The 13,927-nt window shown below is 34.6% G+C and carries 14 protein-coding genes; 1 reads left to right on the plus strand and 13 read right to left on the minus strand.

Going from position 1 to position 13,927, the window contains the following annotated elements; genetic code table 11:
* Positions 1–18 precede the first annotated feature (18 nt).
* The 13 genes from H4J66_RS06430 to H4J66_RS06490 form a co-directional block, all read right to left on the minus strand.
* Positions 19–318 carry a hypothetical protein gene (locus H4J66_RS06430; protein ID WP_182172090.1) on the minus strand — a complete coding sequence of 100 codons (300 nt, stop codon included), beginning with the start codon at positions 316–318 and terminating at the stop codon, positions 19–21.
* Positions 319–395: 77 nt separating this feature from the next.
* The gene (locus H4J66_RS06435) at positions 396–803 is read right to left on the minus strand and encodes a hypothetical protein (RefSeq protein WP_182172033.1); all 408 of its coding nucleotides are present in this window, start codon (positions 801–803) and stop codon (positions 396–398) included.
* A gap of 108 nt (positions 804–911) precedes the next feature.
* On the minus strand, positions 912–1,334 hold the full coding sequence (locus H4J66_RS06440) for a hypothetical protein (protein ID WP_182172036.1): 423 nt from the start codon (positions 1,332–1,334) through the stop codon (positions 912–914).
* 90 nt (positions 1,335–1,424) lie between these two features.
* Positions 1,425–1,934 (minus strand): RDD family protein, encoded by a 510-nt coding sequence (locus tag H4J66_RS06445; RefSeq protein WP_182172039.1) that lies wholly within the window; start codon positions 1,932–1,934, stop codon positions 1,425–1,427.
* A 114-nt stretch (positions 1,935–2,048) separates the two neighbouring features.
* Entirely contained in the window at positions 2,049–2,315 is a 267-nt protein-coding gene (locus H4J66_RS06450) for a hypothetical protein (protein WP_182172042.1), read from the minus strand.
* Between the two features lie 119 nt (positions 2,316–2,434).
* Complete coding sequence (locus tag H4J66_RS06455; protein WP_182172047.1) at positions 2,435–2,905, minus strand: DUF4265 domain-containing protein; 471 nt, start codon at positions 2,903–2,905, stop codon at positions 2,435–2,437.
* 527 nt (positions 2,906–3,432) lie between these two features.
* Entirely contained in the window at positions 3,433–3,993 is a 561-nt protein-coding gene (locus H4J66_RS06460) for an SUKH-4 family immunity protein (protein WP_182172050.1), read from the minus strand.
* A gap of 117 nt (positions 3,994–4,110) precedes the next feature.
* Entirely contained in the window at positions 4,111–4,680 is a 570-nt protein-coding gene (locus tag H4J66_RS06465; RefSeq protein ID WP_182172053.1) for a hypothetical protein, read from the minus strand.
* Entirely contained in the window at positions 4,680–5,108 is a 429-nt protein-coding gene (locus H4J66_RS06470; RefSeq protein ID WP_182172056.1) for a hypothetical protein, read from the minus strand. The genes H4J66_RS06465 and H4J66_RS06470 overlap by 1 nt, the downstream gene beginning before the upstream one ends.
* 484 nt (positions 5,109–5,592) lie before the next feature.
* Positions 5,593–6,048, minus strand: coding sequence for a terminase small subunit (locus H4J66_RS06475; protein ID WP_182172059.1), 456 nt, complete (start codon positions 6,046–6,048; stop codon positions 5,593–5,595).
* Positions 6,029–8,518 carry a DUF3987 domain-containing protein gene (locus tag H4J66_RS06480; RefSeq protein ID WP_182172062.1) on the minus strand — a complete coding sequence of 830 codons (2,490 nt, stop codon included), beginning with the start codon at positions 8,516–8,518 and terminating at the stop codon, positions 6,029–6,031. Before H4J66_RS06480 ends, H4J66_RS06475 begins: the two co-directional genes overlap by 20 nt.
* Positions 8,518–9,222 (minus strand): hypothetical protein, encoded by a 705-nt coding sequence (locus H4J66_RS06485; protein ID WP_182172065.1) that lies wholly within the window; start codon positions 9,220–9,222, stop codon positions 8,518–8,520. Before H4J66_RS06485 ends, H4J66_RS06480 begins: the two co-directional genes overlap by 1 nt.
* Entirely contained in the window at positions 9,219–9,557 is a 339-nt protein-coding gene (locus H4J66_RS06490) for an AlpA family transcriptional regulator (RefSeq protein WP_182172068.1), read from the minus strand. The genes H4J66_RS06485 and H4J66_RS06490 overlap by 4 nt, the downstream gene beginning before the upstream one ends.
* Before the next feature lie 1,832 nt (positions 9,558–11,389).
* Here H4J66_RS06490 and H4J66_RS06495 point away from each other — a divergent pair.
* Complete coding sequence (locus tag H4J66_RS06495; protein WP_182172071.1) at positions 11,390–13,726, plus strand: ATP-binding protein; 2,337 nt, start codon at positions 11,390–11,392, stop codon at positions 13,724–13,726.
* Positions 13,727–13,927 lie beyond the last annotated feature (201 nt).

Below are 13,927 nucleotides of genomic sequence, written 5' to 3' on the forward strand. Positions count from 1 at the left end.
TCCTGCTTGAATGGCTTGTTATGTGTATTTTTCGGATTCGTTAAATATACCGCAATTATTAATCCTACAACACCACTTTGCTGCCCTAGTCCAATCGCCGTTTATACTTGGATTATTCAACTCTACAACGCCATCAGCAAGCAAGTTATCTTTTTTACCTGTGATATCAATATCATCCATATAAATATAAACAGGCATGCCTGAGAATAAAGTTATATCGTTTCCATCAGAATTAACTTTCACGTCAGTTTTAGAAAGCAAAACCAAATCACTTTCAACCATTTCATTAAAATCGACAAATATTCTTGCTGGACTCATATCAATACACATAACGCCCCACTAAGAGGCAAATAATAGTTGGTTATAATAGAGAGCGAAGCGAACAAAACCAACTGTTATTTGTCCTGCTTGAGTGGCTTGTTATATGCCCGTTTGTACAATGCTTTGACTTTTAACGCAGGCTTGGACTTGTACAAAAGATAGATTGATATAAACAAACTTGGAATAAACAAAAACAAAAAAGCACCAGCGGATGCATTTTTAGCTTCAGGTGTGATTGCAACAATACATAAAGAACCACTAACAAGAAATGTTGAAATAAAAAACCTTTTCAAGAACCCTTGAACGCTTTTAAAGATATTATAACTTTGATAGAAAAGGAAGCCTCCAATAAGTACAGCAAGCGTAAAAACCAAAAGCTTTTCAAACCTCTGATTTGAAACCAAAAGAAAAGCGACTCCGGGATACATCATTAAAATTGATAATGTAAAAGTTAATTTATAATCCAGTAGTTTAGAGTTCACCGAAGATCCTATAGGGCTTATAACGCCTCATTAAGAGGCTAAAAATTGTTTGCTAAAATGTTGAGGAACGAAACAGCAAACTGTTTTTAGTCCTACTTTAATGACTTGTTATGCCGTAATTACACCACTGTATTCTTTAGTTTTTAATTTACCTATTTGAGGTTTACTTAAACTCTTCAGTCCTACCAATTTATAGGCTTCAACAAAACTTAAGATAGTTCGTTTATCTCTAGTATTCCAACCGAACGCAATATAATCTTTATCAGCTAAAAAACTTTGATTATTATCTTTATAATTAGCAATTGGTATCGATGCATTAGGCTCAATTGACTCTGTTGCAGTAATATGAATAAGCCCAATACTGCTTTTTATAATTACTTGGTCTCTATGCCCTGCAGAATTCATTTGATTTTCAATCACTTCAGCATTTTCACCTAATGCTAATAAATGCTCAGCAACTAAATTCGCTAAACATTGTTTTCTTTGTTGAATAGAGTTGCCAGTTATTCTCATCATTCTTCCTTGCGGCATAACGCCCCACTAAGAGGCAAATGATAGTTGGCTAAAATAGAGAGCGAAGCGAACAAAGCCAACTGTTATTTGTCCTGCTTGAGTGGCTTGTTAGAGGCGCGTAACCACTGACCCTGCAATAAAGTCGTGAACAGCTCTTCTTTTGTTATTAGTTAACATAGTCATGAACTCAATCATAAACCAAGCAAGTTGTACCCAAATAAGTACTTGAAACGCTTGACTGCCTTCTGTTGCTAAAAATGGATTTATACCACTTAAAATAGGTCCAGCTTCAATAAACAGAATTAAAATAGCCGCGCCTATAATGACACTATCTCGATATAATGCTCTTTTATAAGTAAATGGCTCTCCATTTACTTTTGAAACTTTAATTTTCATAAGCATTTTACCGATAGTTTGACCAAATTTACCGTGCATGTAGACCGTATAAAAGTAATAACTTAAGGTATGAATAAGTGCATAATATATGAAATTAACGACACCATTCAGCTCCAGGCCAAATAACCAATCGCTAAAGAAAGCCATTGGTATGAAAATTAATCCATCGATAAATCCAGCCCAAAATCTAGGCCAGAATGTTTTATATTTATACTCAACCATGAGTGCCTCTAACGCCCAATTAACAGGCAAAAAATTGTTGGCTAAAATAAGTGAACGTAGTGAACAAAAAGCCAACTGTTTTTTGTCCTTGTTGAATTGCTTGTTATGTTTACATTACTCACCGTACTCGGATAAATACAACTTGATACCAAGTTCACCCATTATTGCCATAGCTTCCGGTGATAAAATAGCCCCACCGCCACAAGCATTTTCACGAATGCTAAAACCAACATCTGCAATATATTTGGCAGGTGACAAGTTTAGAGGGTTTTCAAGTAACCAGCTTTCAAGTTCTTTAATCTGAATTGGAAGTTCCCAATGATTTTTTGCTAGATGGGCGATCTTCTCATTTGATTCTTCGTACTTAATATAAATTGGCACTCAACTTCCTTGTAAACATAACGCCTAATTAACAGGCAAAAAATAGTTGGTTAAAATAAGCGACGCAGGAGCAAAAACCAACTGTTTTTTGTCCTTGTTTAATTTCTTGTTAGGGTTTTTTACTCAGGCAGGTCATCAAAGCTACCTTCAGTTCTTGCTTCACAAGTTTCAAATGATAGATATCCATTCGCTTCATATTCATCAAGTTGTTCATAAACAGCTAAGTGATCACCCTCAGGTTTAATATCAATTGCCACATCCTTTCCATTAGCGCGTTCATATGTTGCACCATGAACTTCTAACGACTCTAACAATTCAACTTGTTTCTCACGTGCAAGCTCTTTATCAAACATGATTCGATAGGTTCTATGCCCACTTGGAGTTTCGACAAACCGTATTTCAGGGATTAAATCTTCTGTATCACTTGTAGCATTTACAATATCTAGAAAATTTAAACCATATGCAAAAAAAGGAACGTTCTCTATTCGAAAAAGATCATTCTCAAGTGGTGTCGCCCACATAGATTCTCCACCAATAGCCCAATGGTTTGGTAGGTCGATATGTAACTTAACTAGATTTTCATCACTCATACTTTTGAAAAGCCTAACGCCCACTTAAGCGGACAAAAATAGTTGGTTAAAATGTGGAGCGAAGCGGAACCTAACCAACTGTTTTTGTTCCGTTTGAAGTTCTTGTTATGTACCTTTTACTCCATACTTTCCGTGTTTATAAGTATACAGAGCGCAAGGATATGCCAATGCCACAAGGAGTACAAAACTAACAACTTTAAAGCTAATTGCCAATTCAAAACCTAAATTAGATGCGAAATAAATAAGTAAAGGAATTAAAGCGAAGACATATAGTAATGTTGCGAAGAACCCTAAGTATACGAAATAATTTCCGTATAGCCGCACATTGCAATTTTGACATTTAGTCAAAAATGCATTGATTCCATTACACCAGTTAGAAAATGAAATGGCTGTTTGTTTACAACTAGGACATTGCAACTGCCTACTCCTTTAGGTACATAACGCCTTACTAAGCGGCGCGAAATTGTTGGCTAAAATTGCGAGGAACGAAGCTAGCCAACTGTTTAGCGTCCGTCTTGAATAGCTTGTTATACGTTTATTTGATGCAGACTACAATTGTCAGCAAGTTTACCCCAAAGCGAATTATCACCTAAAGCTAAAGGATCAATTTTTGATAGTTTTGTTTTAAATAAAGAAACGAATAAAGGATTAACTCTTTGCTCTATAAGTGCATCTTCATCTTTAGATAAAGCTTTATCTACCATATCTAAAAACGCATTCAGCGTTAAAAGTAATTGAGCTAAATTAGTATTAATAAATATTAATGTAGCACCATCAGAACTTACTTGATAAATACTACTGTCATTGGGTTTTAGCACTATAGGATCAGAGTTTTGTCCTGAACCTATAACAGTACAATCTGGAAAATTTTCTATAGCAAGTTTTATATTACCTTCCCAATCACTTGCCCAAGACCAATTTGTTAACAATGGTAGAAATTGTTCATCTTCAAATTCACCAAAATATAAATGAGGAGAAACAAAACCAGGTAACCCTGTTTTACAAATTATATCCGCATTGTCATCAGTAATATATTTACCTTTCAATATATGCTTTGGATATATTTGAAACTCAAAATCGGGATGCACACTCTACCTCGAAACGTATAACGCCGTTTTAAGCGGCAAATTGCAGTTGGCTAAAATAAGTGAGGCACGAACAAAAAGCCAACTGTAATTTGTCCGACTTGAAAACCCTTGTTAGGCTTACTCTTCACCATCGCCTCTATTCATTACTTTAATAATAATAATGGCAATCAACAACGAAAGTAGAAGAGGTACCAAATACCAAACAAAAAATAGGGAACTTTTATTTAAAGCTATCATGCCCTTTTCAGCTAATTTAACATCAACCCACTTCTGTTTACCTGTTAGCTCATCTCTATCTTGGTATTTACCTTTAAAAAGAGCATTTACAAATTTATGGTCAACACTTACATCTGCATCCATAATTATTAAAAGCTCTAAACTTTCATTTATGGCTAATTCGCCCTTCCAATCATCAATTTTAACATTGCTTTTTTCTTTCGAAAGTGACGAGTAAAGCCTATTTTTTTGAGGAACTTTTAACTCCAGAGTGTCAACTGCTGCTGTATTATCTGTGTTTGTCAAATTGATAAAAACAGAAGTTAATCCATTAATACTTTGTTTATTTACATCATATGATACTTCAGTAATCCCCGCAGTCATTAGAGCTGCAAACCAAGGGCAAATAATAAATAATAAGCCTGGAATAAAAGCCCAAGCTGCTTTACCTAAAAAGTCATTTAATTGCATTAGACGCCTCCAAGTCCATTAAAAACATACTGCATTGAGAATGCATTTGTCATTAAACAAAGGAGGCCAATATATGTCACAACCATAAGATTCATTAATCTTTTGCTTTGAGTTTTTGCTTCAGATTGTTGCACTACTGCGCTAATTTTTTCGGATAGGATTAAGATAGAAAAATGAAATGCTAGAAGTACAAAGGAAACCAGAGAGAAGCTTACTCCCCCCATACCAAAATCTACATTAAGAGTCCCCATGAGGTTAGGTATAACAACAATAAAATCAAGAGATAATGTTGCTATAGCTGCATCTCGAAGTGGAAAAACAAGATGTTTGGCTTTGTTTCGTTTTTTATCAGCAAATGCTAATAAAATTAGTAGATAAGCAATCATTGCAGGTACTAGAATAAAGTTAATCATTACCTCAGAATTCAATTTATACTCCTTTAATATTTTGTAAGCCTAACAGTTTATTATGGAGACTTCTCAGTAATGTCCGTCCCATAAATATTATTTAATTGACATTAATATCCCATAATTTCATAGCTTTAGGAAATACAAATTTTGTATTTTTGTCAGAACTTGGATATTACTGAGACTTCGCAGTAATATCCAATATAAAATTTGAGGTTATTACACATAAAATCAATGGATTAGGATATCATCTGAGTGTTTTTAGATTATTACTAAGACTTCTCAGTAATATGACACAGTCAATTCATTAGAAAATATATCGCAAATATTTTGAAGCTAACTTCCGCTTAGCGCACAAAGTGATCATAAAGCTATTAGCCCCAAAAACACTCTCTTCTTAAAAATTTGATATTTTTTCCGTAGTCGATGTATCTATATAATTGCCCCCGCCCCGAAATCTCCTATGGGATCGGGTGGGGGTCAATTTTCACTTATGTTTTAGCTGTTAATAATACTCGCCTTGCGCATCAATCTTCAAAGGAGGCATCCGGCAATTATCCTTCGGTAACAGCCCGTTACGGTTAGCCGCGTTACTAGCCGTTATATCACGTATAATATCATCAACAGTCGTTGTCACCTGAACATCAAGATAAAGCCCAGAAACCTTCGCGAGTTTGTCCCATGCGTTAACACGCGCGGCTGAAGTGCTACGCTCGCCTCTATCCATCGCCTCTTTCAATAAACCGGTTAATATCATTTCTCGATTAATAAAAGTTTCAGTTGACAGTTTATCTAAGTGCAGTTTAATAGCGCTACGAATGTCAGGTTTGGTTAATAGCTCGCTTGCGATAGAACGAGCTGTCTTTTCAGAATAACCCGCGCTAATTGCCGCTCTGCTAGCATTAAAATCATTTACATATTCTTCAACGAAACGATCTTGTTTAGTGGTTAGTTCGCTCATGGTTTACCTCACTTAATTTTTCATTTTGTTGGATAGTTGATACTTCTGTCAGTTTTGGCAGTTGATAATCTGGGTGTTTGACATAATAAGTTGTCGATCGACCGATGCTTTTAGGATCAGTTTCGAGTGGCATGCAGTAACCAGATTCCTCAAGAATAGCTAATGAAGGTTCAACAAGATCTTTAGTTGTTAAGCCTTTCCACTTTTTGCGGTAAATATCACGTACAAGAAAAGTATCATTGAGCTTATCAAAGTTTTTAAGAATAACTTTTGCGCCAATTAAAACGTACTGTTCAGGTAATGAATATATACGCTCTGCATGTGTACGTAGGTACTCAACATACTCAATCGCCGCTAATGTGTCTTCTTTATTTATTAAAGGAGATTCATCAACTGAATTAACTTCAAGAACATGAAATATTGCCGCTATACTTGGTACTAAGCCTCTATATTTAGCATAATGCGCTTCTAGACTAACTTGTTGGTTATCAGCTCTGATCAAGGTTTCATTATGCAAATACCACTCTTTATAAAGATGGTAGGCTTCTTTATCAAACTGTAAGACATGTTGCTCTTCTTGATCATTACTCCACTTAGCTAATGATATTATTTTATCGCGAAACAGCACAAAAGCTTGCTTATTTGGTGCTTTATCAATAAATGCTGGTTTATCAATTAAATCGGGGTAAACAGCAACTTGAAAACGCTGTAGTAACCCATCACCACCTTGACTGCCTGATACTGTTTCGAGTATCAAATTGCTAAATACATCTGGCTGAATTCCACCTAAGATAGATAACCTATTTGTAGGTATGAAAGTAGTACCACGACCAATACGATCAACAGTATACGATTTATTGCCATTCCAGCTCTCAAGATAAAAAGAACGATCATTCGTTTTGTCTGGCTTATTTAAACCTTTTAACCAACCACTCAATTCATCACGGAATACCAGTAACCCCTTAGTATTACTACATTGCAGGTCTGCTATTTTTTCAAAAGTACCGTCATTAATAATATATCTAGTTTGTGAAGGAGGTTCATCATCATCGATTTGATCGGCCATAAGAATTGCTTTAGCTTTACTGTGGTTTTTATCTTTAGTGATAGCATCTTTAGCTTCTTTCTTGTTAATAACAGCATGTATTTCCATTAACTCACAATCAACTTGAAACTCTTTCAATTCTTCCTTGTGTAATTCACGCGAGATAACTTCAAGCTTATCAAGTGCTGCCATAGCTATCGACAAAGTTGGCGTTTTCAATAATGATGGTTTACCAATAATTACTCCCCATAAATTAGGTACTTCTACCCACCCTGTATCAGAATGCTTTGGCTGAACAACAACGTTACGCGCAATAATACTAGAGGCGACTATAAGTAATCCGGCAGCTAAAAAATCTGGCGGACATTGCATTCTTTCTGCAGAGTCAACAACTAAGCTTTGCATTGCCTTAGGTAGTAAATCAATATTAAGTTGTTTTACCGGTTTTAATTCATTTACAAGAGGTTTTGGTGCTGGCCAGTAAGTATTAGCGGCATTTACTTGTTTGCCATTGATAACATAATTAACAATACGATAAATATCATTGTAACGCTCAAAGTATCTATTATCTTTAGTAGCGCTTGATATATTCATAAGTGATTGTAAATATGTAACGATTGAATCAGCGCACATATTATCGTTTGCCAAATACCCTGCTAAAGATAAAAGTGAATCATGTAGATTAATGCCAATGGCGATATTTTTCGTGTGTCCAACTATCCCCTCTTTGCGGCCTACACTTATTACTTCGTTATTTTTTTTATCTATAACGCCAAGTTCTTCACTGCCAAAACTGCCAAAACTAAATTCTGTTATAATTTCATCCGTAGTATAAACATCGTCTTGATGCGAAATAACGGTAACTTGATGAGGTTCGCTTTTAAGGTTGTAAGAACCCGCTAACCGCATTATGCGTGGTAAGTCAGAGACACTAGGGTCTCCATTGTATTTTGCTGCCAATGCTTTTTGGAGCTTAGTAAATTGATCTAAAGGGCAATCATCCACCCGCCAGTAACAATGAAACTTTCCTTTACTACTATTCACAACTAAATTCGGAGCTAAAGGCATAGTTTCAATGATGGCAAGGTTATCTTGTGATGTATCATCAAAATCTAAATACAACGCCCGTACCCCCGTTACATTTACAGTTTTAGTGCCTGTACCATCAGTCAAATTAACCGTGAGAAATACTTCAAACCCATTCTCAATATTCAATAAAAGCTTATCAGCCCAACTTGGATTGTGTGTGTCGAATTGATTAACACATTTATTTTTAATGGCTTTAAAACAAAATAACGCGTTATCACTATCATCTATAGCAACCATATGAAGCTTAACTAGGTACAGAACCCTATCCTTGTCTTGTTTATTCATTGCCGATGGTGAAGTGTCTTTTTCAATAAGCGGAGAAGTCGTTGAATTCATTATTGCTCACCTACATTGCTAAAATTCAGGCGCCCTAGATACCTTGGGCTTTTCAAAAGCCTGTCATTGACTTTGGTAAATAGTAAATCAGCAATGCTTCGATCTTTCCAATAATTAACACTCCGAATTTTGATAGCTACGTTAGCCATCCCGATTAATACACGAATACCCGGCCTTCTAGCACTACCTTCACTCTGTACAAGAAGAATTGAAACGCCTGTATTTTCAAGTATATAATTTAAATTACTTACTGTTTTAGATACATTAACTGCGTCGACGGGATCTAGAGATTTATAAGTAGATAATTCAAAAACGATAAGTGACAGACCTTTTTCGATAAGCCCACCGCGCTCGTTTAGTTTGCCTACTACATCTATAATTTTCTGTTGATTTAGTAAATCAATAGTAGTACTCATCACAAGCAATTCTTTCGAATGAGGTTTACCATGAATTTCATAACTATTCGTTAATGCTCTATTTTTGCCAAGTTTACCGGCATAAAGAGCTGATCCTCTCGTACAAACTTTTTTATCAAACATTGGCTCCCCTGTTACTAAGCGACGAGAAATCATATTTGCAACTTCGGCGTTATATGTATGATTAACGCCGATAATAATTGATAAGCGATTTTTAGCAATAAGATCAGTAAATAGCCATTTACCAGAACTTACAGCAGGAGCAGAAATAGTAGCTATATTACTCATAACTGCTCTCCCAACGTTAAACACTGGCGTTGAGCTACAAGTTCTTTTACAAGCAAGCGTATTTCTTCTTTGCTTCTCCCTTGAATTTGCGCAGCAATCACGGCTAAAATCTCATGTTCAATGAACGCAACAGCCCTATCACCGATCGAGATTGATGGTGCGTAAAGGCCGTCTTTGAGTTTTAAGTGCAAGGTGCTTTTCGACATACAAGTTAAAGCTAAAACTTCTACTTTTCTTATAAGTTTTAGTTTGTTACCTGCTGAGAGGAGGTTTAGAAAGTTGAATTCGTTGATCTGATGGCCGAGATCGGCTACATTTGATGTGGGTGCGCTCATTTGTGGTGAGACTCCTGTTTTGTTAGTGGACGTTATTGTCCTTTGTGACCTCAGATTGCCGTCTGGGGTCACATTCATTATTAACGCTAAGAACCGGTATAATACCTCTTACTCCTTAGTGCCTAATTAATCTAATGCCTAAACAATCAATAAGCAATATTATATTTTTCATAACGTTAGAAGAAATAAAGTAGTTGCACCTTTAAACGGTATGTTTCCTTGTTAGTGATAAAGCGAATAATCGAACAAAGAAAAAACCTAAAAAAAAAGATTAAAAGCCGCACGATCTTTTATGGCGAGGGTTAGAGCTTAGTTGTTCGTTTGTAGTTTTGATTTATATTGCATGAAAAATCAAAGTGTTTCAAAATTTATACTGCACCTTTAAACGGTATGTTTTCATTTTGAAAATAATTTTTAATTTTATTCTTTTAGCCGGAGTATTCATTGAAAAACGACTTGATCAATAAAGTTTCAACCGACTAAGTACTTTTATTTTATGAATGTGACTTTTTTAAAATCGTTGAATGCACTTTAATAAATAATGTCCTCCAAGTAAAAAGTTCAAGCCTTTGATCTAAATATTCGGTATAGATAAAAATACTTCTGACTAGGTTTTGGCCTCAATGTGATAATGCTTATTCAATTGCATCACGATTAAACCCATTATAATTAAGCCTTATACTTGCTAGTAGCGGCAATACACAACATCACAGAAGCGTTTAATACAGGGAGCATAAGTGAAGAAATGTTTGAAATCTTTTAAGTTAGGCGAATACTTTTGTAAACATTACAGAACACCTAAAATTCATCAAAGAAAATGATGACTTGAAGGTTTAGAAGTACCAGAAGTAGTACCGCTACATCAAATAATAAATTAAATCATTAAAAATCAATAACTAAGTAACATGGTTCGAGTCCAGTAGCGGCACCAAATTAAAGAACGGGATTACAGAAATGTAATCCCGTTTTTGCTTTCATAAGCAAAGTGTACTGCTAATCTAAATAACTATCTCTTATTGATTTTTAGATGGTATTTAAAGAAATTCCCTTCAACGAATGGCCTATTTACTACGAACAGATTTTAAACTCAGAGAGTCTGACTATAAAAGGTCATTAGGGGATAAATTACATGATCGTTCCCTGCGAACCAAGCAGTAATACCTCGACACATATGAGCGCTCTGCATGTTCATATATACTGCCTGATTCAACAAATTACACATTCGAATTTATCGATAGATAGTAGCAGTTCATGTAGCAAAAATAAATTGCAAATAATCGCCTGTTATATATCACAATGTAATTAGACTTTGATTGACTTGTTTGACAGCTCTTAACCGTTAATCTTCACATCTATTACATCCATCAACAGTTATTAGAGGCTATAAAGCCCCGAATATTTAGTATTTTAGGATGGTGTTTACGATTAAAGCGGTTGTTCTAATCAATTATGTCAGGAAGTGCCACGAACCTGATCTACTTACTCGTCAAAACAGCCCTGTTTTATGTTGACGTTAATACGAATATTAACATAAATAGCTTTTTTCATATGTTTACAGTGTTAAGAAGACGAAGGATTAGCAGTGCACCGCACATGAAAGCTCAAAGTTGATAACTGACAATAGTCAATGATGGTTTGCCATGTTTTGGCTACGGATCATTCTCATGCTTATCTCCTAAATTAAGTGTGGCGGAGATCAAACGCTAACAGCAGCTGCTGTTAGCTATACTGTTACATATAATGTATTCCCTTATCAGCATAGTCTTTGCTTTGCTTAATAATGATATTTGGTTTATAACTACGATAAGAATATTAATAAATCGCGCCAATTGATGATTAATAAATCCATAAAAAACAACTCGATTCGTCTTAGAATAATCTTTTTAATTATTTTGGTTTTTACTCTTGTATTAGTGTTTTTTTCATATTTTTTAAAAGATTTTATTACTGGAGTTGAACAAGATTTAGGTAAAAAAATGGTGCTTCAACATGCCATTATCAACAAAGAAAAAGCACTCAGTCATTTTATAGAAAACTTAAATCTAGTTAAACGTTCCTTGCTCAATAACACGTATCAAGACTGGATGAAAAATAACGATAATGAAAAATTTAAAACAAAAGCAATTGAGTCTGTTAAAAAAGATTGTCAAGTTATAGGTTGCTATGGCTGGTTTATCCTTTCAATTGCACCTCTTACTAGTATTGATTGGAATAAAGAGAGCAATACCATAAAAACGGTTCCGCTGAAATTAGAAGAAAATTCATGGCTACCAAAAAAGCTAGAAGAAAATAATGAGTTTTATGTCGATGCTGATATTAATACTATTGATGGAAAAACCTATGTTTTTTTTGATTATATAGTAAGAGAAAATGATCAAGTCATTGGAACAGTTGGAAGCTACGCACTAGTCTCAACTATTACTAATCAATTACTCAGTACCTCTAACCAAGATATTTTAGATGTACTTATTGATAATCATGGTGTATTTCGTACTAGTTTGAATGAAAAGACCAGTCGTTATCATCCCTCTCTTTCAAAGTTTTTGTCCAACAAAAAATGGCATCAAGTTATCGGGGATGATTTAGATAAAAGCAGCTTAATAAAACTAAAAAATAATACTAATAGTCATTTGGTAAAAACGATTGATATTAGAATTAATGAAGTTAATTATATAGCCGCTATTGTGTATATCGAGGAAATAGAATGGTATGCAATGAGTTTGTTTTCAAAGAAGGCAATGGAAGGAAGTATTGTTATTCTGCCCCTCTTTTTAGTTGGTGCCCTGCTTCTTTTTAGCGTTATTGCACTTACACTTTATTTTTTGAACAAGCTAATTTTTAAACGACTTATCGTGATGAACAAATCAGTTAATAACATTGCATTAGGTAATTATAAAGACTTAATTAAAGATTGTCGTTCAGATGAACTAGGTACTTTAGCTCAAGGGATAAACACCATGAGCCAAGAAATTTCAAAGAATCTATCAAAGATAAAGTCTCAGAATAATGCGCTAAATGATGCTATTGATAAAGCAAATGCAGCAAATAATGCAAAATCTATTTTTCTTTCTAACATGAGCCATGAAATAAGAACCCCGATGAATGCAGTGTTAGGTTTTGCTGAGATAGGAAGAAACACCAAAGTTTTATTTGAAAAAGATGATTCACTTGAACAAATACAACGTTCAGGTGAACACTTACTGCAAATAATTAATGACGTATTAGACTTTTCTAAAATAGGATCCAAGCAACTTGAGTTGGAAAAAATCTCATTTAGCTTTAGTGCTATTCTTAAAAAAATAACACAAATCTGTAAGTCGGATATTGATAAAAAAAATATATCATTAAATTTCCTATTAGATGATTCGATTCCTAGCCACTTAATTGGCGATCCACTAAAAATAGAACAAATAATCATTAATTTGGTTAGTAATGCTATAAAATTTACGGAACATGGCAGTATTGATATTAACACTCGTCTAAAAAAACAAAACAAAAGAGACGTTATTATTGAATTAAGTGTTAAAGATACAGGAATAGGTATAACGCCAGAACAACAACAAAACTTATTTATAGCTTTCTCTCAAGCCGATAATTCAATCACTAGAAAGTTTGGTGGCACAGGATTAGGATTAGCGATAAGTAAGCAATTAGTAGAAATGATGGGGGGAGAAATCACACTAAAAAGTGAACGAGATAAAGGCACTGAATTCACATTCACCATACCTTTGGCACACTCTACTGAAAAGTTAGAGAAAAAAATAGAAGAAGTAGCAGATTTTGATTTAGTAAAATTTAAAGCGGCTTTGTATGGAAAAAAAATCTTGCTGGTTGAAGACAATAGAATCAACCAAATTGTAGCTAAAAAAATACTAGAGCCATTAAATATTTCAATTGATATAGCAGAGAATGGATTACAGGCAATAGAAAAAATGAAAAACGACACTTATTCATTAGTGTTAATGGATATACAAATGCCTGAGTTAGACGGACTACAAGCCACAGAACAAATTAGAATGTTTGATAAAGATACTGTAATTATTGGTATGTCAGCTCATGCCAGTATCCAAGATACTGAAAAAGCGATTAAATCAGGAATGAATGATTATATGACTAAACCCATTAAGCAAAAAACAGTTTTTTTGATGATATCAGAATATATCTTTTAGTTCTGCGGATAACTAACACCAAATAAGTCTACACCTTTAGAAGCAAAATTTAGGGGATAGGATAAAAACCATTAATAGTGATGAAAGTTGGCTCAAACTCACCACAAACTTTGAAGGTATATTCACTGGCGCGGTTGGCACCGCAGAGCATTTGTGTGAATTTACTGAGCACGTAGGGTTAAAGCGCGCACACGGGAAAGC

It is taken from the genome of Colwellia sp. MB3u-55, from assembly GCF_014076785.1.
Taxonomy (GTDB): Bacteria; Pseudomonadota; Gammaproteobacteria; order Enterobacterales; family Alteromonadaceae; genus Colwellia_A.